Below are 20,430 nucleotides of genomic sequence, written 5' to 3'. Positions count from 1 at the left end.
TTGAGGCGTTTGGCCGCAAGTCGAGCAGTAAGGAAGAGAACGCACTCAGGCCTTGACTTATGTCAAGGGCGTCCAGGTGCCGTCACTGTTGCGGCAGGCAGCACCTCGCGCCTCGATCTGCTTGCCGTTGTAGACCAGCTTGTGGGTGTACTGCCGGCAATTCTGCTGACCGACCTGATAGGGAGCGGCCGCGACCACCTGTCCGCTCACGTCGCCGCCCTGCCATGCAACGGGTTGCCCACCGGGGGCAGCTTCCAACGCACGATACTCGGCTTCAAGCGCCCTCTGGCGTTCGCTGTTCGAAAGCTTGACGCCGGAGCGCGACACAATGCCGCCCTGCAAAGCGGAAATGTAGAGGGTCGAAGAATTTGCTGTCTTGCCGGAGGAAGCGAGGCCTCCACGCGGGCCACCGGTGGTCCCGCAGCCCGTCAATGCAAGCGCAGTCAGCGCTACCATCGCCACCGAACGAATGCGGGTACCACCCATCGAACCAGCCCAAGTCTCGTCGAAACGCCCGATTGTCACTTCAATCCTCGCTCTGCTGCGGCATGCACATGGCATCTTTATGGCCGGCATTGTTTTTCATAGGTATATCAATCACGCAGTGTCTCTTGTCACAGCCGGCAGCACAAGTCTCGCTTTCAATCCACCAATTTCTGCACGGGACAAGCCGAAGGCCCCCTGATATTCGTTGGAAATTTCCTTGACGATGGAAAGACCGAGGCCAGTGCCGGGCTTGCTCTCGTCCAGCCGCGTGCCGCGTTTCAGCGCCTCGCCGATCTGATCGGGCTTCAAGCCGGGACCGTCGTCATCGACCGTCACCTCGATCCAGTGGCGTCGCCCGCTATCCGTTCCGCTGGCGGCGGAGTCCGCATGCGAGGCTCTCAGGAGGACCATGGTCTTGGCAAAACGTGCCGCGTTTTCGAGAAGATTACCGACGGTTTCCTCGACATCCTGCTGTTCCATCGCGAATGTCAGGCCAGGCGCGATCTCGAGGCGAAATTCGGTTTCGGGATTGAGCCTGCGCATGACCCGGACCAGCCGCTCCAGCACCGGCTCGGCATCGGTACGGGCGAGAACGGAATCCCTCTGGGCTGCAATGCGGGCGCGGTTCAGGTAGGACGTCACCTGCCCCTGCATGGCTTCCGCCTGGCTCACCACCACCTCGCCATGGGTCTTGTCGAGCGTTCTCGCTTCGTTGAGCAGAACGGCAATCGGCGTCTTCAGCGAATGCGCAAGATTGCCGACCTGCATGCGGGCCCGCTCTACAATACGGCGGTTGCTGTCGATCAGCGCGTTGATCTCGTTGGCGAGCGGCTGGATCTCGCGCGGGAATTCCCCTTCGATCCGCTCTGCCTCGCCGCCGCGAATCTTCTCCAATGCGCGCCGCGCCCGGTCGAGGGGTTTCAGGCCGTAAAGAATGGCAAGACCGTTGACCACGAGACCGCCGAAACCGAACAGGGCAAGAGCCGCATAAAGCCGCGTCGAAAAGAAGGAGATTTCCTCCTCGACCACTTCGAGATTGCCGGAAACGCGAAAACGCGCCGCGCGCCCTTCGCCGTCCAGCACGACTTCGGTTTCAGCCACCCTCAGCCGGTTTCCGGAGGCGTCTTCCATCGGATAGAAGCGCTCGTAATGTTCGTCGAAGGGATATTCCTCCAGCCCCGGCACCGGCAGGTTGGCCATGCCGAGCGAGGTGGAGGCGAGCGGCGCTGCGCCATAGCTGCCGAGCGGCTCGACCAGCCAGTACCAGCCGCTTTCCGGCTGGGAAAAGCGCAGATCCCCGAGTGCCGGATTGCCGGCGAGGCTGTTGCCATCGCTCACGGAGACCGAGTTGATAACGTTGTAAAGCTGGGCGCGCAGCAGGTTGTTGAAGCCGCGTTCGACGCCCTGCCGGTAGAGAGCCGAAATCACCACGGCAATGGTTATCAGCGCCGCCGCCGACCAGAGCGTCGCCAGCAGGAGAACCCTTGCCGTGAGGGATTTCAGCGCCATGTCAGGGCGCTTGGATACGGTAGCCGAGACCGCGCACGGTCTCGATCATGTCGATGCCGATCTTCTTGCGCAGCCGGCCGACAAAAACTTCGATGGTGTTGGAATCGCGGTCGAAATCCTGATCGTAGAGATGTTCGACAAGCTCGGTGCGCGACACGACCTCGCCCATGTGGTGCATAAGGTAGGAGAGCAGACGGTACTCGTGCGAGGTCAGCTTCAGCGCCACACCGTTGACGGTCGCCTTGGAGCTCTTGGTGTCGAGGCGCACAGGACCGCAGACGATTTCCGACGAGGCATGGCCCGCCGCCCGGCGGATCAGGGCGCGGATACGCGCCAGCACTTCCTCGACGTGGAACGGTTTGGCGACATAGTCGTCGGCGCCGGCGTCGATGCCGGCCACCTTGTCGCTCCAGCGATCACGGGCGGTCAGGATCAGCACTGGCATGACGCGACCGGCCGCCCGCCATTTTTCCAGCACCGTGATGCCGTCCATTTCCGGCAGGCCGATATCGAGGATCACGGCGTCATAAGGCTCGGTATCGCCGAGAAAATGCCCCTCCTCGCCATCCACGGCCTTGTCGACAACGTAGCCTGCTTCCTGCAGCGCCTCTACGAGCTGCCGGTTGAGATTGACATCGTCCTCGACGACGAGAATGCGCATCAGATTTGCCCCCTGCCTGCCTGCAACCGTCCCGACACGATCAATGCCGGGACGGTTGATTTTTCTGGATGTCGGTTATTCCGAAACCTGCATCGTCACCTTGCGCGGGCGCTCGTTGCCGCTACCGGGCACGAGCACCGTGATGATGCACTGGTCGCCGGACTGGCGCACCGAGAGCAGCTGCCCTCCGACCTCGGAGACAGCTCTTGCCGCGGCTGCGCGGCAATCGGTCCTTGCACGATTGCTGTCGTCCTGCGACTGAATGAGCACAGGTGCCGACGTCGTGGCATCGGACGCAAAATAGGGCCACGAGGGAACCGCGAGGCCCGCCGCCAGACCCGTGATGACCATCAATGATGCCATAGCTAATTCTTCCGGACTACTTTTACTGTTGCCGGATTATGTATCGCATGACGTCTGAATGGCAAATGAATGCTGGTTACATCGGGTTCATCTTGCGTGTTTCGATGCCTCGCGTCGCCTTCAGACGCCCATAGATCGCAAGCAGGCCACCGAGCGCGCCTGCGGCGGAAACCGCGATGTCGGCAAGCTGTAACTGGTCGGCCGCAGTCAGTTCGAACCCTGCGAGCCGCAGCGCAGACGCCGCAATCGCGATCAGCGCGCCCCAAACCGTCTTCGACTGATACCACTGTTTCAGGTCGTTCATGCCATGCTCCTTTTGTTGATCGGTTGATTGTTTTCGGTTGTTCGTTATCGGGCCTGAAACGTCCGCCGCTTCGTCGAGAGGGGTCTGCCCGACCTCCGTCATGCCGGACTTGATCCGGCATCCAGTGCACGCAAGTCCTTGCGTGCTGGAGACTCATTGACGGATGCCATCATCGGTGATGGATGCTTCTTTCGGCTCGCGGACGCTCACCTGCTGGATGCCGGATCAAGTCCGGCATGACGGCTGCATGGACGTCACCCCACCGCCACCACCGCCTCGGCGGCAATCCCCGCCGCTATCCGTCCGATCTGCCTGACGCGAAACCTGAGAGACGTCTGCGCCACCCCGAAATCGGCAAGCTCCAGCGCCTGCGGATAGACCCAGCGCGGCGCACCGGCCTCGACTGTACGAACCACCATATCGCCGTCCAGAATCTCGATCCTGTAGGCTTCCGCCGCCTCGTCGAGCGGAATATCCGCGCCGAGCCAGTTGTCGGCATCGACACGACCGCGACGCACCCAGCCGAGTACGATATCGCCCTCCGGCGCTCTCTGGGCCCGCAGGTGCACCGGCGCCAGCGGCGTTTCCGCCCTTATGCCACCGGCAAAGGCGAACGGTCCCCTCGCCGGTCCCGCTCCGCCCACGGCTTCCGCGATATAGTTGAGCACCAGCCCAGCCTCTTCTCCCGCAAGGCTTACCGGCTTCACTGCCTCGTCCAGCAGCACCACGGTCGCGCCTTCAGCGGCACCCGCCGCCATTGCATCCTCCGTGCCGGCCAAGCCCCTCAACAAGGCCGTCAGTCGCCAGCGCCCCGCAGCAATTTCCTGCGCTCCAGCAAACGCGAGGACTTCCCAGTCTCCGCTGGCGGAACGCACCGCCAGCCGGTTCGCACCGTTCAGCACCGCCAGCCGACTCGCAGAGGAAAGACCGCCAAAGGAAAGCGTCACATCCAGCGTCCGCGCCATGTCGAAGCGTCCCGAGACCCCGGGCAGCAGCGGAGCGGCCAGCACGCCCATGGTCGCCGGGCGTTCGAGAATGATGCGCAGCCCATAGCCTTCCGCCTCGGCGGAGGCGGATATCGCGATGCGTCGCCATGGCCGGCAGAAGCCTGCAACCCGCGCGAAACTTGCCGCTTCCCCCGCCTCGTATTGCGGCAGGTCCATGAAGGCGAGAAGCGGCGCAAAGCCCGCCGATGCCGGGTTGCCGGAAACACGCCCGTCCGCACTCGTCACCCGTAGCGCCGAGGTCGCGGCCGCCACTTCCCGCAGCGTCAGCCGCCGTGCCGCGCCATCGTCGATTTCCTCGACAAGAAAGCGTCCAGCCGGTCCCTCGGGAAAACTCAGGATATCCCCGGGCCGGACCTCGAGCTCGCCCGGTCCGAGTGAAAGCTCCAGCCGCCGACGCCCGACGCGGTGGTCGCGCAGCATGGCTTCCGCTGCCGCGATCGCCGTTTCCTCGGGAATGACGGCCGCCAGATCGCGGGCAAGCTGGCGCGTGGTCGCCGCCTCCACCCGGCGCGAGCGAACGCTCGCCTCGGCGTAATCGGCAGCCGGGTCGTAGAAGGTCAGCATCGCTTCGGCGGCAAAGTCACTGTCATGCCCGCGCGCTTCCCGCCACAGCGGCTCACCTTCGATGTCGGCGAGCACCGGCATTGCGGTCGCGGCCAGTCCAGCCGCCGCCCGCGACCGGAAGCGCAGGACGGCACCGTCCTCGATCACGTCGATCAGGAAGGCCTCGGCCAGCGGCTCGATCAGGCTGCGGGCGGAGGCCAGGTCGCCCTGCACATAACCGCCGAGATCGCCCGCTACTTCCGACACGTCGTAATCGTGAAAACCATGATCGTCGAGGATCGCGGCAAGCGTATCGGCCAGCGTCGCCGTGCCCAGCCGCCCGTTCAGCCAGTGGCCGGTCCGCCAGTTGCCGCCATCGGCCCAGAGCCCGGTGTCGAGCGGAAAGGCCGGCTGCGGCCGCGCATCCCAGCACCAGAGGAACAGCCTGTCGGGATCGACCATGCCGTCCGGCACCCCCACGCCCCGCCAGAGGCCAAGATGGGCCTCCAGAAAACGCCGCTGCTGGCTGTCGGCCCTGAGCCCTCCCGAAAAATGCGGCAGCGCGCTTTCCGCCGATTTCGGATCGACGAAGACATTCGGCTGGTTCGCGCCCTTGTCGATTGCCGGGCATCCGAGCTCCGTGAACCACACCGGCTTCATCCCCGGCGTCCATGCCGTCGGTATTGCCCGCTCAGCGCCGTTCACCCTGTCGTAGTGACGGTTTGCCCACCAGCCCGCGATATCCTTGTAGCGGAAGACCCAGGGCTTGCCGGCCAGCCCGTCGGTAATGGGCGTGCGAATACGTGTGGCCCGGTCGGCATCGCTCGCATAATACCAGTCGAATCCTTCGCCGCCGGCAATCTGCGCCGCCATCGCCAACCCATCGTCGGGCGTGGCAAAGCCATCGGGATTGCCGGCTTCGAGATCCCCATCACGCCAGTCGGCAAGCGGCATGTAGTTGTCGATGCCGACCGCATCGATCGCGGGACTTGCCCATAGCGGATCGAGGTGGAAATGGACGTCGTCCGTTCCATCCTGCGGATGATGACCGAAATATTCGCTCCAGTCCGCGCCATAGGTGATCTTCGTGCCGCCCCCGAGGATCGCCCTGACATCTGTCGCCAGTTCCACCAGCGCCTCTACGAAGGGAAAGGCGTCCACCCCGTCCCTCAGCGTCGTCAGCCCTCTCAGTTCCGATCCGATCAGGAAGCCGTCGACACCGCCCGCCGCCTTTGCCAGCAGCGCATAGTGCAGCACCAGCCGCCGATAGCCCTCGTCCTCGCCGGCATAGGCAACGGAAGTTCCCGAAACCGTGAAATCGGCAGCCTCAGCCGAACCGCAAAATGCCGCAACGGCATTCCGCGCGGCTGCCGTCCTGTCAGGCGAGCCTGCCCGCCCCGGCGCCGGATGGCAGGTGATACGCCCGCGCCAGGGATAGGGCGCCTGTTCCGCGCCGCCATGGGGGTCCGGCAAGCCGTTGCCAACCGGTACGTCCATCATCAGGAATGGATAGAGCGTCACCTTCAGGCCGCGCGCCTTCAGATCCCGGATCGTCTCGACCACGCTCATATCGTCGGGCGTGCCGCCATAGGCCGGACCGCCATCGTGACGGCTCACCAGCCGTGCCTCCGTGCGCGCCATGCCGCAGACGCGCCACCCCCGGCTTTCATTCTCGCGTGCGGAAACCTCAACGCCCGGCACGACCCGGCATTCGCCGGCCCTCAGATCGGTGCCGAACCAGCTCACCACCAGCGCCACGTTTTCGAGATTCGGGCAAAGAGCCTGCAATTCATCGATGGAGGCCTGCCAGTCGGTCGGCGCGGTCAGCGTGTTGCGGTTGATAATGCGCTCCTCGCCATCCCCCGTCCGCTCCGAAATCGCCTTGGCCGCATAGCCGTGCTCGGTTGCGCCAGGAATGATCGTCACGGCGCGGATATCGCTTTCCAGCCTGCCGACCGGGCGGATCACCTCGAACTGCATGAGCGGAATACGGTTGCCGAAATCATCGAGCGGCAGCCGTTCGAACACCACATAGGCGAGACCGCGATAAGCAGGCGCATTGCCCGCTCCCTGCTTCGCCTCGATCAGCGGATCGACAAGCTGTTTTTCCGACCCGGGATAGAAACGCATCTCCACCCCCGTCAGGTCGATTTCCTGCCCATCGGCCCAGACCCTTCGGATCGCCGCCACCGGCCCTTCGCAGAGCCCGAAGGCGACATTGGCGAAATAGCTGTAGGTCTTCACCCGCGTTCCCGTCGCCTTGCCGCCGGCGCGCTCGGTGGTCACCTCCTCCTCGAAGCGCGTCGCCCAGATCAGCGTGCCACCGAGCCTTGCCGTGCCGTAGAGCCGGGGGATCGCGGTTCCCTCCGAAGCCCCCGGCAGTCTCGCCGCCGAGAGACGCGAACCCGTCACCGTAGAGCCGCCGATCAGCATGCGGTCGACGGCGCTGCCGGCAAGTGCGCCGGCGGCACGGCCGATCACCGCGCCCAGCGGGCCGAAGACGGAGCCGAGTGCCGCACCCGCCGCCTGGAAAAGAATGGTCGCCATAGAAGGACCTCATAGAATGTCGGGAAAACGAAAGACGCCGGCAACCCGCCTTTTCCACGCCGGCACCAGCGCCGAGCGGATCACGGCGGCCTGCTCATACGCATGAATGAAATGGTTGGGGCCGGAGAGAATACCGGCATGCTTGGCGGCGAATTGCGGACGAAACCGGAAGACCAGCAGGTCGCCCGGTTCAGCTTCCGCTAGACTTGGCACGGGAAGGAAATGCCGCGCCGCCGCATCGAGCAGCCGCTCCTCGCCCGCCCTCTCCGCCCAATCCGGCGCATAGGCCGGCACCGACTCCGGCTCTTGGCCGTAAAGATCGCGCCAGACGCCGCGCACCAGACCGAGGCAATCGCAGCCGATCCCCGCCGCCGATCCCTGATGCCGGTAGGGCGTGCCGACATAACACCCGGCCGCTGCCAGAACGCGTGTGCCGATGGCAGTCATGGCATGCCCTCCCGGAATTGAAAGGATTGCAGGTCACCCCTCATGCGCCTACGTCCTGCGGCCCTGCCTCCCCCCACAAGCGGTAGAGAAAGCTCATATCAAGGACATGCGGGCGGTGCGGGGAGGGTTAAGAATGCCGCAACGCCGCACGTTCCATATGCGTTCATACTGACACTTGCGGGGCGAAATTCCCGGCAGGGGATGAAGGGCAAGGCCAGATCTTTGAGAAGCGCGACCTCTTCCCCCGTCATGCCGGGCTTGTTCCGGCATCCGGCGACCCGACGTCCGTCGGGTCCAAAGACCCTTTCAGCCCGACAACTTGGGCCGGCGGGATGCCTGTGACGAGCCCAGGCATGACGAACCGGAACCAGCCTCACTCATAAAGCACGCTCCCGTCATGCAGGCTCTCGCCCTTCACGTAGGAATAGGCGAAGTCGCTGCCCGGCATATGCGGAAAGCCCCGGAAATTCGCGGCATTGGCAAACCGGTCGCGGCAGGTGGAAAATGCCTTGTCACAGCCGACAGAAACGGTCACCGCATCCCCCGCCTCCGGCAATCCCTCCAGCGGCAGCCAGAGCCTGAGCCGCACCCCGCCCGTCGCCGCCTCGCTATCCTCCACCTGAACGGAGAGGCCGGCGTTAGCACCAGTATCGAACACCAGCCGGCCCAGCCGGAAATGCCCGTCCCCGACGCTTGCCGACAACGTGACCACGATCCGGTCCCGGCTTTCGGCCGCAACCACCGTCCCGGAAAGCCGCCGCCCGCCCGTCGCCATGTCGATGCCGCAGCGGCGGTCGCCAAGGCTCGCGTCGCAGCGGCGGTTGTAGATCCGTCCGTTTTCCTGCGACAGCCGGTGGGCGAAACTCCTGAGTTCGGCGGTAAAGGCCTCGCCGGCCCGCGAGACCTCGCCGATTTCCTTCACGGACACCAGCAGGTGCTGCGCCTCCGGTTCCTGCCAGTTGACGAGGAAGACCTCCACCCGCGCGCCGTCATAGCGCCCGGCGGCAAGGTCGGCCTCGGTGATCGCCTCGCTGGAAAAGCCACCGGTCACCTCCGCCGCCGGCGCCGCCATGCCGCCCGTTTCCCGCGCCTCGCTCGCGGTAAAGCCGCTCGCCGCCCGGAATGTCGTGCCGGCAAACACCAGCGGATGGTCATGCTCGGTAAACCCCAGCACCGTGCCATCTCGGCGTGTTACCCGCCAGGCGCGGCAAAGCGTCGTCACGCCGCCCGCGATATGGGCGGCCAGTGCGGCCGGTATCTTTCTCATGGCAGGATCTCGATCAACGGAATGGTGGGAATGCGCCCGGCCCGAAAGGCTTCGAGGTTGAGATCAATCCGCTCGGCATCGAAGCGCACCGGCACGTCGAATTCGAAGCCCGCCTGCACCAGCGCGCCGGACTGAGGAATATAATCCTCATCGACAGTCACGAGACCGGTCGTCGTATCGCAGGTCAAGGCGGATGCCGGCAGCTCGACGCCATTAACGGCGAGCCGCACCGTGCCCGTCACCGGCTTGGCGATCACCCGCCGCCATTCCCCCGCCGCATCGCCATAGATCTTCGCGAGCTGGAAGGTCGCGGTCTCCCCGTCCCCCTCGCCGATCCCCTGATCGAAGGGCGTCACCGCCCGGTCGGGCGCAGAGGATTTCCCGTCCACCGGATCGCGGAAGCGAAAGCCGTGAAGACCGCCGCCCCGCGCTTCGAAGAAAGAAAGCACCTCGTAAAGGTCCGCCACCGAGCGCACCCCGGACCCCGCGTCATAGGCCCGGCGGCTGTCGCGCCAGCGGCGGTTGCGCGCCTCCCTGCCGTTCGACAGGTTGACGATATCGGTGCGCCGCACCGGCCCGCCCGTCACATTGAGCGACAGGCGCAGCGGAAACCGCACCTCGTGAAAGCCGTCTACCATCGGCATGCCTCCTTACAGATTCCGCCTGCCGCGCCCGACCGAGCGCGCCAGCATGGCGGTGATCTGGCCTTCGCTGCGGGCAAAGCTCGCCGCATCCGTCGCCGTGACGTTGAAATTGATCTGGGTCGTTCCGCCTTCTCCCGCTGCGACCCCGAGCGAACCATCGGCCCCGCGCTTCAGAGGCAGGATCGCCTCCGAGCCCGCCTCGCCCATCAGGCCGAGGTCCCCGCCCAGCGGAAAATAGGTCGGCGCGGAAACCACGCCGCCCGTCGCAAACGGCGTCACCCGCCCCGGCACTCCGCCATCGGCGAAGGGCAGGATGGAACCGAACCCCGCCGTCAGCGACGAGATCAGCCCCGAACTCAGGGTCGAAAGCATGGTTTCGAGCAGCTTCAGCCCGGAGGCCAGCGCCACATCGGAGAGCCGCAGGCCCAGCGTCCTCAGCGTATCGTCCAGCCCCTTGCCGCCGATGGTGGCGCTCTTCAGCGCGCCGGTCAGCGCCCGCCCGAAACTCGCCGAGCGGTTTTCGAGATCGTCAAGCGCCTTCAGCGCCGCCGAAGCATCCAGTTCGACCGCAAAGGAAAGATCGTCGTCATTCATGATTGAACGCTCCCTTGAACAAGACGGAGGCGAGTTCGATACGTTCCACACCGTCATGCCTGTGCTCGTCACAGGCATCCAGCCAGCCCAAGTCCTTGGGCTGAAAGACTCTTCCGGCCCCTCATCCGCCTGCCGGCACCTTCTCCCCGCAGACGGGGAGAAGGCAGCAAGCCGCACCGTCTCCGTCCCCTCTCCCCGCTTGCGGGGGTCCGAAGGACGGGTCGAGACACGCGGCTCGCCCCCGGTAAGGTCAGGGTGAGGGGCAAGAACAGTTCGGGGTAAGGGGCAAACCTTCGCGAACGAACGCCTCCTTCAATCCGGAAAAGCCCGCATCAGCATCTCCAGCCCATCCCGCCTGAACCGCGCAGGCCGCGGCGCAAATGCACCGGTCATCGCGGTAAACTCGACGAGGCTCAGCTCCCAGAAAAGCTTCGGATCGAGCCGCAGGCGGCAAAGGCCGGTGTCGAGCACCGCCCCCCAGGGGAAGGGACGCGCTCCTGCCCCGCCGCCTGCGGCATTCAAGGGTCCGGGCGGTGGCCCTGGCAAGGGTCCGGGGAGGACTTGCCGGACCCGTTGCTCACCTTGCCAGCCCCTTCCGGGGCAAATGTCAGAGTCAGCAATTCACGCACTACCGAGGCCGCCCCCGCCACCCCGCCCTCGACCGCCATGCCGCTCACGTCGTCGTCGCTTAAACGGTTTCCGCCGCCGCGCAGGCCCGCAGCGATGATGCCCGTCAGATCCGCAGCCTTCAGCCGCCCGCTGGAAAAGCGCTCCGCAAGCCCCGCAAGGCTGTCCGCCTGAAACACCGTTTCCAGCTCGGCCAGAGCGCCCAGCGTCAGGCAGAGAATGCGGCGCTCGCCGTCGATCACCGCCTCCACTTCGCCACGCCTGCGGTTTGCCCTGCCGATCGCGGGCGCAAGATCGCTCCCGCCCCGCATCAGAGCGCCCCGAAGGAAAGCTGGCCCGCCGATTCCAGCGCCAGCTCGAAGGTCACCTCGCCGTCATGCGCGCCGGCATATTCGAGCGCCGTGATCTGGAAGAGACCGGTCACAGTGCCGAAATCGGGAATGACCACCTGCCAGGAGAGAATTTCGCCAGCGAAAAAGGCCGTTCGCACCCGAGCATCGGAAGCCTGGTCCTTGAACAGGCCCGCGCCGGACAGCGAGGCACGCTGCACGCCGGCTCCGGCCAGAAGCTCCCGCCAGCGACCGGCACTTTCCCCGTCGGTTACGTCCACCGTCTCGGCATTGAAGGCGAGCCGCTTCGAGCGCAGCCCGGCGACGGTGATGTATGTGCTGCCATCCAGAACCTTGAGCAGCAGGTCCTTGCCCTTCTGTGCAACCATGTCGGTTTCCTTCTCTTGTCCGTTCGTTCTGTCGAATTGTCGGGAGGCGTTCCGGTTGCCCTCGGCCTGGGAAAGCCGTAGAGGAAATGGCCCTCCGGAATCTCTTCATGTCGTCTTCGCGCATCCGCCTCATCGCCCTGCTCGCCGTCAGCCAGATCGCCGGCTGGGGCGTGAGCTTCGATATGCCCGGCGTATTCGGCCGGCGCATCGCCGCCGACCTCGGCATGTCGAACGAGATGGCCTTTGCCGGCCTCACGGTGATGATGCTGGTATCGGGTTTCGCCGGTCCGCTGGTCGGACGGTTGCTGAAACGCCACGGCGCGGCCCGCGTTCTCACCGCCGGTTCGCTTGCTTTCAGCGCTGGCCTGTTCATGCTTTCAATGGCGCAGGGTCCGGCGAGCTATTTCGCCGCCTGGCTGGTCATCGGTTTCGGCGGCGCCTTCGGCCTGTCGGTTCCCTGCTATGCCGCCGTCGTCGAGCGCGAGGGGTCCGATGCCAAGCGCAGCATCGGCCTTCTGATGATCTTCACCGGCCTCTCGGCAACCTTCGCCTGGCCGGCGCTCACCTTCTTCGGCGATCTCCATGGCTGGCGGCATACGCTCATGGGTGCCGCCCTCCTGCATCTCCTGCTGCTGGCGCCGCTGCATCTGTTCGGCCTGCCCGCGCCGGCCGATGGCAATGCGGAAGGACAGGCCTCGGCGGATCGCGAACCACTTGCGCTTTCACCAGACCAGTCCCGCCTCGCCTTCCGGCTGATCGCGGTCATCACCATCACCTTCAGTCTGCTCACCCTCGGCCTCGCCCCGTCGCTCCTTGAGCTGCTGCAGCAGTCCGGCGCATCCGCCGCCGTTGCGCTCCAGCTCGGCTCGCTCCGGTCGGTGCTCGGCATCGCCGCCCGCGCCGTCGACACGCTGGCCGGCAAAAAGGCCTCGCCGTTGTTTTCCGGCAAGCTCGCCTGCCTGCTGATGTTCGTCGCCATGCCGGTGCTCGCGCTGTCCGGCGGCGCCACCCTGCCGCTCTTCCTGTTCATCGCGCTTTACGGCTTCGGATCGGGCATCTCGGCGCTGTCGCGGGCGCTCCTGCCGCTCGGCTTCTTCTCCGCCAGCCGCTATGCGCAGCTTTCGGCGCAGTTGTCGCTGCCGGCCAATCTCGCCATGGCGATCGCGCCCGTCATCGTCACGTTCCTCATCGATCGCGGCGGTCCCAATGCCGTGCTCGCCTATTGCGCGGGCCTCGCCGTTATCTCGCTCTTGGCCTTCCTCAGCCTGTCCCGTATCGAAAAGCGCGCCGGCTCAACCAGCTGACGCAAGCGGTTCCAGCACCGCCCGGAACTGCACTTCCGCCACGAACAGCGTCGTCTTCGGCTCGCGCCGGCTGACGCTCGCCCGGTGGACAAGGCTCACCAGCGCATGCCCTGCCACACCCAACGTCGCGTCATGCAGCAGACGGCGCACCGCCCCGGCGATCTCCTCGGCCTCACGTCGGCTCACCTTCGACCAAGCCTCCAGCGTCAGCAGGATTTCCACCCCGTCCTCGCTCGCGGTCGAGAAATCCCGCGTCTCCGCCTCACCGATCACCAGCGCCGGAAGCGGCAGCCCCGCTATGCGCCGGTCGCGAATGCCGTCCGCGCCGATCAGGGCAAGAAGCGCCGCATCGGCCATTAGCCGTGCATGGATCGCCTTCAGCAGTTCATTCACCGGGTTGGCCATGGCTTCCGCCCTCCGTCGTTTGATCGGTCGCCCCGCCACCGCGGCCAGCCCTGGACGTCGGCTCGCCGCTTTCGCGAAGTTCCATCGACCGCCGGACAAGGCGCGCCGAAAGCGCCCGAGACAGCGCCGTCTTCAGATCGCCGCTGGTCAGGCGGATCGCGGCCTTCATCGTCCTTCCTCCCGGCAGCGGCAGGCGAGATAGCGGCCGCTCTCATCGGGATCACGCACGCTTTCCACTGTGAAATGCCTGGCACTCTTCGCAAAGCGCATGCCGGAAACGAGATCGCCGCGCCGGCGCACCCAGATCTCGTGGGTAATCTCCACGGTCTCGGCCCCTGCCCGTTCCTCGACTTTCGCGGCCAGCGGCGTCACCAGCGCCCAGACGCTGGCAACCGCCTCGAAATCTTCGGCAGCCCCGCCCTGCCCGTCGGAAACCGGCACGGGACGCTCCAGCAGCAGCCGGGCGCTGAGCCGGCCGGGGTCGAAATCCGCAATCCCCATGGTCAGAGCCTCCGCCGGCAATAGGGCGCAATCAGCCGTTCGTAGCCCGCCGGCATCGCTGCCGGCTGGTCCTCCAGCGAAACCGCGCCGCGCACGGAAAACATCAGCGCCACATGGGAAAGCATCGCCCGTTTCAGCGTGCCGGGCACGTCCGCGCCGGTATCGCCAAAGCCCGCGATAAAATCGATCTCGATGCCGTTCATCGCGCGGCCCGGTGCGGGCGTCTCGCGCAGCCACAGCCGCGCCGGTCGGCTGTTGCCCTCCAGCAGGTGATCGTCGAGCGACACGAGGGACGGCTCCCCCGCCTCGTCATAGACGGTCACGCTCTCGATTGAGCGGACAGGGCCGCGCTCGATGCGGATTACGCCGTCGTCAGGCCAGCGGTCGAGCGCCAGCCGGAACCCTTGCGTCATCAGCGCAAGACCGGTCTCGCGTTCCAGATGTTCGCGGGCCACCGTAATCAGCCCCGCGATCAGCGCATCCTCGTCGTCGATATCGACCCTGAGATGCGCCTTCGCCTCGGCCAGCGTCACCGGCTCGCCCGCGGGCGGCGCGGTCGGGATATAGGTCATGAATGTCTCCTGTTGGGTGGTATGGGCGGTCATCCGCCGAAGGCTGCGGCATGGCACGGTGCGTCGAGCCCCTCCCCTTGTGGGGAGGGGTTGAGGAGGCGCTTGGCCAAACACAAAAACCCCTCCCGCCTGCGTCCTGCGGCCCCCTCCCCACAAAGTGGAGGGTTAGGAGTGCCACACGGCATCCATTCCCCCTCCACGTTTACGGAGTGAGGCGGAAGGACGGCGGTTGAGGATGAGGCGCGAACGCTGTTAGCGCCCCACCCGCGTCATCAATTCGCCGAGAACTTCAACAGCTTGATCGCCTCGAAGTTCTGCACCCCGCCGCCGACACGTTTGGTGGTGTAGAACAGCACGTAGGGCTTGGCCGAATAGGGGTCGCGCAGTACGCGGACGCCTACCCGGTCGACCACGAGGTAGCCGGCGCGGAAGTCACCGAAGGCGATCGAGGTCGCGTCGGCGGCAATCGCCGGCATGTCCTCGGCCTCGGCCACCGGAAAGCCCATCAGCGAGGCTGGATCGCCCGCCTTGGCCGGCGGCTGCCAGATGTAGTTGCCGTCGGCATCCTTGAACTTGCGGATCTGCCCCTGCGTCTTGCGGCTCATCAGGAAGCTCGCATTCTGGCGATGACCGGCCTTCAGGGCATAGACCACATCGACCAGCACGTCCGAGGCACCGGCGGCGGAAAATGCGCCCGCGGCCCCCGTCGCCACATAGCCGATCTTGCCCCATTCCCAGACGCCATCGGCCACCTGATCGTAGGAAAGCAGCCCCTTCGGCTTGTTCACGCCGTCGCCGCTCACGAAAGCCGTGCCTTCCTGCTCGGCAAAGGCGATGTCCACCTCACCGGCAATCCAAGCCTCGATATCGACGGCCGCATCGTCGAGCAGCGCCTGGCTTGCGGCCGGCATGGCGTAAAGCTCCATGGTCGGGAAGGAGAGTTCGGCAAGCTGGGCCGTTCCCGTCTGCGGCCGCGCCGCGGTCTCCGACACCCAGCCCGCCGTCATGCCGGCAGGCGAGAATGGCTTTTTCAGCACCGAACCCGAGACCTGCCTGACAGTCGCCAGCGCACGCACCGGCGAGACGACGGACAGCCGGCGGCCGATCTCGCTGTCGGTTTCCGGCGGCACCAGATAGCCGCCATCGGCGGGCGTGCCGGCGCTCATCGCCTTGGCTTCGAGTTCGCGCAGGCCGCTTTCGTCGCCGCGACGGATGTAGGCGTCGAAAGCGGCCTTGTGTTCGGCCGCCTCGATCTCGCCCGCCCCGCCGCGGGAAAGCGACGGACGCATCTTCTTCAGCAGCATCTCGTCGATCATCCGGCTCTGGTCGTCCATCGCCTTGTTGATGCGCTCCACCTTGTCGCGGGTCACGACGTCGGACACGAGCTTTTCCTCGATTTCCGCAAGCCTGCGGTCGTTGACCTCCTTGAACGCCTCGAAAGCGCCCATGAAGTCCTCGAAAGCCGCCGTCACGCCGTCCGGCACGGCCTTCACTTCCGGGGCCACTTCCGGGGCCACTTTCGGAGTCCGGCCGCGCTTTGCCGGCTGCTTGTCATGCATGTTTTCCATTCTCGTCATCCTTTCCTGAAGACATTCGTCGCCATTGCCCGTGCTGCCCGGCGCATGGCGCGGACGAGCTCGGTTTCCCTGTCGCGGTAGAACCGCGCATGTTTCACGTTCGAGACCCGTGCCGCCGGCAGCATGGGGAAGGTCACCACCGAGATCTCCCAGAGGTCGGCCTCGAGGATGCGGCGGACGCCGCTTGCCTTGTCGGAGCGGGCGCGCACCGTGCGGAAACCGATGGAAAGCCCATCCAGCGCGCCGGATTTCATCAGCGCATACACCTCGCGGGCACGCGCCACGCCGGGCGAAAGCACGCCCTCGACATAGAGGCCGCGCTCGTCCTCTCGGATCACCTTCCAGGTGCCGATCGGTTCGGCCGGATCGTGCTGGAAGAGCATCCGCACACCGGGGGCACCGCGCGCCTTCAGCGATTTCGAAAAGGCCCCTGACACGATCGTGTCGCGGCCGAGGTCCACCTCGCCGAACAGGCTGGCATAGCCGGAAAAACTGCCGTCGCCGGAAACGCCCTTCAGCGTGAGGTTGGCGCGGGTATGGGTCAGCGAAGGCGGTTCGCGCTTCGGCGTCATCGTCCTACTCCTCGTCATGGAATGATGTGTTTGGTCCGGCCGCGGATGAGGTGTCTCCCCTGTCGGAGAGGGGCCAGGTTGCTGACAAAGTTCGGCCTTGAGAGCGGGTCCACTCCTCCCCGTCATGCCGGACTTGTTCCGGCATCCAGCAGCGCGGTGTCCATCGCGCGAAAGACTCTCTTGCGATTAAGGACTTGATCGCACTGGATCCCGGCTCAAGGCCGGGATGACGGCAGTGAATGAGGCGCTGCCGCCCCAAGAGGCAGTCGGCAAATGGTCTGCCTGCCGGATTGCGGTCAGGTTTCGGGCGGCCGCCCGCCATAGCGCTGGGCAAGGCGCGCCAGCACGCCGAGCGCCCACCAGGCCGAAAGGCTCGCGGCCGCCGCCCCCGCCAGCATCGTTTCCTGCGGCGACAGGCTTGCGGCCACGTCGAGCTTGCGCACCAGCCACAGCCCCACCGGGCCGCCGAAGATCAGGCCGCAGGCAACGCCAGTCAGAAAGCGGGTCGCCGCCTCGCGATTTCCCCTGGGCAGGAGATAGACGAGCGAGATCGCCGAGCCCGCGACCGCGCCGATCAGGCGGGCGGCGGAAACGCCGCCGTCGTGGCTGAAGTCAGTCATTTTTAATCTCTCGCAGCTAGGATAAATTCCGACCGGCCGCACGATCCCGCCAGGATTTCGTCTTACGATGGCGGCGGCCGGTCTCCTCCCTCCCCGTCCATGGAACGAACGGAAGCGCCTTCACGCGGCGCTTTAAGCGGAGCGGTTTTTTCGAGTCGAAAGAATCGCTTGGAGGCAGAACCTCACACTCCGATTCCGCGTCCCCATGCAGTGCTTTAAGCCGTTCACCTTCTGATTCAGCCGGAGGCAAAATCCACCCGGTATTGGGCCTCAGTATCCCACGGCCTCGCGTTTTTCTTCCTCGGACAGGAAGTCCGCCGCCCCCACGCGCGCCCACAGCGCATCGCGCTCGGCGGCAAGTCCAGCCACCTGATCGAGATCGGGAACGAGATTCAACGGCGTCCGGTAAAGTCCTGAAAGGAATGCCGAAAACCGCGCGGCGGTGCGTGTGACCAGCGGCAGCACGGTCAAACGGTAGAAGGCGCGGTTGGCCTCCTGATAATTGGCATAGGTATTGTCGCCGGGAATGCCGAGCTGCATGGGCGGCACGCCGAAGGCAAGCGCGATGTCGCGGGCGGCCCCGTTCCTCGCCTCGACGAAATCCATGTCCTTCGGCGAGAGCCCCATCGACTTCCAGTCGAGCCCGCCCTCCAGCAGCAGCGGACGACCGGCCCGCATGGGTCCGGAATAACCCTCGTCCAGCTCCTGCTTCAGCCGCTCATACTGGTCGGCGGAAAGGTTGCCGCCCTCCTTCGGCTGGTAGACCAGCGCCCCGGAAGGCCGGGCGGAATTGTCGAGCAGCGCCTTGTTCCAGCGCCCCGAAGCATTGTGCAGGTCGAGCGCGACCTGGGCTGCGGCAAGCGGCGGGAACCCCGTCTGGTCATCGAGCGGGTGGAAGAGCTTGAGATGCAGCAGCCCCTCCCCGTCACGGCCGGCAGCAATGCGCCGCCTGCCAACGTCAGCCCGGTAGTCATAGGCTTCCGGCCAGCCGTCCGCGCCCGTCACCACGCTCACCCGGTCGGGCCGCAGCAGGTGCAGTTCAGCCGGCCGCTCGCCGAGCGCCAGCGGCTCGACATAGGCATTGCCCGAGAGCAGCAGGTGGCCGTAGAGCGCTTCCATGAAGTCCGGGCCGCCCATGCGCGGGTTCGGCCGGGCGATCAGCGCCAGAACCGGATGATCGGTCAGTTCGCGGCCGTCGTCATAGGCAAGCCAGGGGATCGCGGCAGCCGCCTCCGCCACCAGCCGCACCGTGCGGTGAGCGACGGGGTTCCGCATGAAGCCTTCTCGGGCAAGCGCCCCGTAGGAACGGCCCGTCCAGTGCGCAGCCGCCTCCGCCGCGATCAGCGACAGCCCGCCAGAGCCTACAGCTCCCTTGGTATCGCTCACCGTATTTGCGGACACGGGTGATCTTTCCGCCGGGCCACGCCACGGCAGACGAAACGACAGTCTCATCGGCTGGATCCTTCAGTCGTTATGTATGAAATAGGCGTCGCCTGTTGCGGACGAAGCCTTAAGACCTATCTTCAGACAGGTCGCGTCACCGCATGGGCGACATCGTAGTCCGCCGCGATCCTGAGTTCGCGGAGCGGTTTCACGCGGGCAATCGATTCCTGGTAGAGCGGGTGCGCCCGATAGGCAGCAAGGGCCGCCTCGTCATCGAACTCGCCATAAACGATCAGATCGACGCTGGTGTCGTAGAGATCGCTCTTCACGCTCGTGCCGATTTCCAGATGCCGGGCATGGGGTATTTCGGTCAGGATCGAAAGCCCCGACCGTACGCGCTCCAGATTGGCCCTGTCAGGCACGGAAAAGAACACGATATGACGGATCAAGGATATGCACTCCGAAGGCAGCTATCGATGCGGGGCGCAGCATGTTCGCCTAGCCCTTATCCGCGATAGCATGCGCACGCGCCCGGCTCAATCGTCCGGCTTCGGCCCGGCGGTTCCGGCGATGCAGGTGCCGATCATGCGTCCCACGTCACCCTCGGCCCCGAACACCCCTGTTTTCAAGGAGGCCGCGCCCGAAACCTCGAAGGGAACGTCCCCCTCTGCGAGAATACGGAAGATCACGTAGCGCTCGTCGTCGCGCGTTCCCGTCGCCGTCTTCACCTCGGCGATGCGACCCTCGTCGCAGCGCTCGCCGCGACAATAGTTGGCCTTGCCATCCTTCGTGCTGAAGGAGAAGTCGGCAAAGCCTGCGCCCGCCTCGCAGTCGGGATGACAATAATAGATCACCTCGGCGCTGCAGCCGAGTTCGATCACTTCGTCCGCCGCCGCCGTTCCGGTCGCGGAAAGCAGCAGGCCGGCCAAGAGCAGATCAGGTCGTATAACTGATCGCGCCATAGAAGGCCCTCCCGTAATCGGCGATCTGCAGGGCCCGGTCGAGCCGGTTGATGATCTTGCGGGCATTCACCCAATCCTCACGGCCCGGATTGAAGAACTGGTCGAGCCGCGCCCCGGTGAAGGAGCCCTTTTCCATGCCGATGAACATGATCCTGATCGCCACATCCATCTGCATGGCCTTCGCCGGATCAGCGACCAGATCCGCTCCCACCAGCGGGCTCATCTTCGCGTAGTTCGTCTTGTGGGTGAGCTGCACCAGTCCGCGCCCGAGCCAGGATTTGCCCTGCGCATCGGGCCGCCAATAGGGATTGCTCACCCACGGAAGCTGCCCGCGCGCAAATGCGCGGTCGAGTATGGCGATCGCCTTTGCGTCGGTCGCCGCCAAGGTCTCACGCACCGGCTGCATGGTGCGCGCCGTCTCGTGAAAGGCAGTGGCCAGCATGTAGGCGAGCCACCGGTCGTCATTGCCGGGGCTCGTCGCCTCCCAGTGATCAATGATCGCCTCCATACCCTGCATCTGCGGCGGCTGGATGCGCCCGTTGAACAACGACATGCGCACCCGATCGTAAAAGAAGCCCCGATTGATCTTGCTCATCGCCTTCCCTCCCTGACGTCACCCCTCCCCGGTCTGGCCAATGGCGCCTTGCCGAGGGAGCATCCGTCGCGTTTACCGCACGATTCAATGCAACTATAAATATAGTTACACTTCAATGATCTTTATAGTTGCAAAAAAGATCCTGCTTCGCCGGCTCGAAAAACGCCCGCGTTAACCAGAGTGAAAATTTCCTGAGGGATTCAAACGTTTAAAATAATTTCA

The 20,430-nt window shown here is 65.3% G+C and carries 25 protein-coding genes; 1 reads left to right on the top strand and 24 read right to left on the bottom strand.

What is annotated here, in order from left to right; all coding sequences use genetic code 11:
- Positions 1 to 57 precede the first annotated feature (57 nt).
- The 13 genes from H4I99_RS02525 to H4I99_RS02465 form a co-directional block, all read right to left on the bottom strand.
- Positions 58 to 486: an RT0821/Lpp0805 family surface protein gene (locus H4I99_RS02525; RefSeq protein ID WP_163906192.1), complete on the bottom strand. Its 429-nt coding sequence runs from the start codon at positions 484 to 486 to the stop codon at positions 58 to 60.
- A gap of 111 nt (positions 487 to 597) precedes the next feature.
- Positions 598 to 1,995 (bottom strand): ATP-binding protein, encoded by a 1,398-nt coding sequence (locus tag H4I99_RS02520; RefSeq protein WP_163904282.1) that lies wholly within the window; start codon positions 1,993 to 1,995, stop codon positions 598 to 600.
- Between the two features lies 1 nt (position 1,996).
- Positions 1,997 to 2,656 (bottom strand): response regulator transcription factor, encoded by a 660-nt coding sequence (locus H4I99_RS02515; RefSeq protein ID WP_163904280.1) that lies wholly within the window; start codon positions 2,654 to 2,656, stop codon positions 1,997 to 1,999.
- Between the two features lie 75 nt (positions 2,657 to 2,731).
- A complete protein-coding gene (locus H4I99_RS02510; RefSeq protein WP_163904278.1) occupies positions 2,732 to 3,019 on the bottom strand; it encodes a hypothetical protein in 288 nt (95 codons plus the stop codon).
- Between the two features lie 76 nt (positions 3,020 to 3,095).
- Positions 3,096 to 3,323, bottom strand: a complete 228-nt coding sequence (locus H4I99_RS02505) for a hypothetical protein (protein WP_099057177.1) — start codon at positions 3,321 to 3,323, stop codon at positions 3,096 to 3,098.
- Between the two features lie 254 nt (positions 3,324 to 3,577).
- Positions 3,578 to 7,420, bottom strand: coding sequence for a baseplate multidomain protein megatron (locus H4I99_RS02500; protein ID WP_163904276.1), 3,843 nt, complete (start codon positions 7,418 to 7,420; stop codon positions 3,578 to 3,580).
- A 9-nt stretch (positions 7,421 to 7,429) separates the two neighbouring features.
- A complete protein-coding gene (locus H4I99_RS02495) occupies positions 7,430 to 7,867 on the bottom strand; it encodes an NlpC/P60 family protein (RefSeq protein WP_163904274.1) in 438 nt (145 codons plus the stop codon).
- 373 nt (positions 7,868 to 8,240) lie between these two features.
- On the bottom strand, positions 8,241 to 9,134 hold the full coding sequence (locus tag H4I99_RS02490) for a phage/gene transfer agent baseplate hub protein (protein ID WP_163904272.1): 894 nt from the start codon (positions 9,132 to 9,134) through the stop codon (positions 8,241 to 8,243).
- Entirely contained in the window at positions 9,131 to 9,772 is a 642-nt protein-coding gene (locus H4I99_RS02485; RefSeq protein ID WP_163906190.1) for a DUF2460 domain-containing protein, read from the bottom strand. The genes H4I99_RS02490 and H4I99_RS02485 overlap by 4 nt, the downstream gene beginning before the upstream one ends.
- 12 nt (positions 9,773 to 9,784) lie before the next feature.
- Positions 9,785 to 10,372 (bottom strand): phage tail tape measure protein, encoded by a 588-nt coding sequence (locus H4I99_RS02480; RefSeq protein WP_163904270.1) that lies wholly within the window; start codon positions 10,370 to 10,372, stop codon positions 9,785 to 9,787.
- Between the two features lie 312 nt (positions 10,373 to 10,684).
- Positions 10,685 to 10,894 carry a phage tail assembly chaperone gene (locus tag H4I99_RS02475; protein WP_163904268.1) on the bottom strand — a complete coding sequence of 70 codons (210 nt, stop codon included), beginning with the start codon at positions 10,892 to 10,894 and terminating at the stop codon, positions 10,685 to 10,687.
- Positions 10,891 to 11,310 carry a gene transfer agent family protein gene (locus H4I99_RS02470; protein ID WP_163904266.1) on the bottom strand — a complete coding sequence of 140 codons (420 nt, stop codon included), beginning with the start codon at positions 11,308 to 11,310 and terminating at the stop codon, positions 10,891 to 10,893. The genes H4I99_RS02475 and H4I99_RS02470 overlap by 4 nt, the downstream gene beginning before the upstream one ends.
- Complete coding sequence (locus tag H4I99_RS02465; protein ID WP_163904264.1) at positions 11,310 to 11,717, bottom strand: phage major tail protein, TP901-1 family; 408 nt, start codon at positions 11,715 to 11,717, stop codon at positions 11,310 to 11,312. The genes H4I99_RS02470 and H4I99_RS02465 overlap by 1 nt, the downstream gene beginning before the upstream one ends.
- Positions 11,718 to 11,824: 107 nt before the next feature.
- Between H4I99_RS02465 and H4I99_RS02460 the strand changes: the two genes are divergently transcribed.
- Positions 11,825 to 13,021 (top strand): MFS transporter, encoded by a 1,197-nt coding sequence (locus H4I99_RS02460; RefSeq protein ID WP_163904263.1) that lies wholly within the window; start codon positions 11,825 to 11,827, stop codon positions 13,019 to 13,021.
- Here H4I99_RS02460 and H4I99_RS02455 read toward each other — a convergent pair.
- From H4I99_RS02455 to H4I99_RS02405, 11 genes are all read right to left on the bottom strand, one after another.
- The gene (locus tag H4I99_RS02455; RefSeq protein ID WP_163904261.1) at positions 13,010 to 13,426 is read right to left on the bottom strand and encodes a DUF3168 domain-containing protein; all 417 of its coding nucleotides are present in this window, start codon (positions 13,424 to 13,426) and stop codon (positions 13,010 to 13,012) included. The two genes, H4I99_RS02460 and H4I99_RS02455, sit on opposite strands and share 12 nt — an antisense overlap.
- Positions 13,407 to 13,595, bottom strand: coding sequence for a hypothetical protein (locus H4I99_RS02450; protein ID WP_163904259.1), 189 nt, complete (start codon positions 13,593 to 13,595; stop codon positions 13,407 to 13,409). Before H4I99_RS02450 ends, H4I99_RS02455 begins: the two co-directional genes overlap by 20 nt.
- Positions 13,592 to 13,927 (bottom strand): phage head closure protein, encoded by a 336-nt coding sequence (locus H4I99_RS02445; protein WP_163904257.1) that lies wholly within the window; start codon positions 13,925 to 13,927, stop codon positions 13,592 to 13,594. The genes H4I99_RS02450 and H4I99_RS02445 overlap by 4 nt, the downstream gene beginning before the upstream one ends.
- Before the next feature lie 2 nt (positions 13,928 to 13,929).
- Positions 13,930 to 14,499, bottom strand: coding sequence for a head-tail connector protein (locus H4I99_RS02440; RefSeq protein ID WP_163904255.1), 570 nt, complete (start codon positions 14,497 to 14,499; stop codon positions 13,930 to 13,932).
- Positions 14,500 to 14,771: 272 nt separating this feature from the next.
- Positions 14,772 to 16,058, bottom strand: coding sequence for a phage major capsid protein (locus tag H4I99_RS02435; RefSeq protein WP_163906188.1), 1,287 nt, complete (start codon positions 16,056 to 16,058; stop codon positions 14,772 to 14,774).
- A 14-nt stretch (positions 16,059 to 16,072) separates the two neighbouring features.
- Positions 16,073 to 16,648, bottom strand: coding sequence for an HK97 family phage prohead protease (locus H4I99_RS02430; RefSeq protein ID WP_163904253.1), 576 nt, complete (start codon positions 16,646 to 16,648; stop codon positions 16,073 to 16,075).
- Between the two features lie 296 nt (positions 16,649 to 16,944).
- Positions 16,945 to 17,268, bottom strand: a complete 324-nt coding sequence (locus tag H4I99_RS02425; RefSeq protein ID WP_163904251.1) for a DUF6107 family protein — start codon at positions 17,266 to 17,268, stop codon at positions 16,945 to 16,947.
- Positions 17,269 to 17,538: 270 nt separating this feature from the next.
- Positions 17,539 to 18,720: a phage portal protein gene (locus H4I99_RS02420; RefSeq protein WP_163904250.1), complete on the bottom strand. Its 1,182-nt coding sequence runs from the start codon at positions 18,718 to 18,720 to the stop codon at positions 17,539 to 17,541.
- Positions 18,721 to 18,791: 71 nt separating this feature from the next.
- The gene (locus H4I99_RS02415; RefSeq protein WP_113457560.1) at positions 18,792 to 19,100 is read right to left on the bottom strand and encodes a Dabb family protein; all 309 of its coding nucleotides are present in this window, start codon (positions 19,098 to 19,100) and stop codon (positions 18,792 to 18,794) included.
- Positions 19,101 to 19,187: 87 nt separating this feature from the next.
- Positions 19,188 to 19,613: a hypothetical protein gene (locus H4I99_RS02410; protein WP_163904248.1), complete on the bottom strand. Its 426-nt coding sequence runs from the start codon at positions 19,611 to 19,613 to the stop codon at positions 19,188 to 19,190.
- Complete coding sequence (locus tag H4I99_RS02405) at positions 19,588 to 20,208, bottom strand: lysozyme family protein (protein ID WP_163904246.1); 621 nt, start codon at positions 20,206 to 20,208, stop codon at positions 19,588 to 19,590. Before H4I99_RS02405 ends, H4I99_RS02410 begins: the two co-directional genes overlap by 26 nt.
- Between the last annotated feature and the right edge of the window lie 222 nt (positions 20,209 to 20,430).

Origin of the sequence: Paenirhizobium daejeonense (assembly GCF_014280875.1) — a bacterium.
Lineage (GTDB): Bacteria > Pseudomonadota > Alphaproteobacteria > Rhizobiales > Rhizobiaceae > Allorhizobium > Allorhizobium daejeonense.
This window is presented reverse-complemented; position numbering and strand designations above follow the sequence as displayed.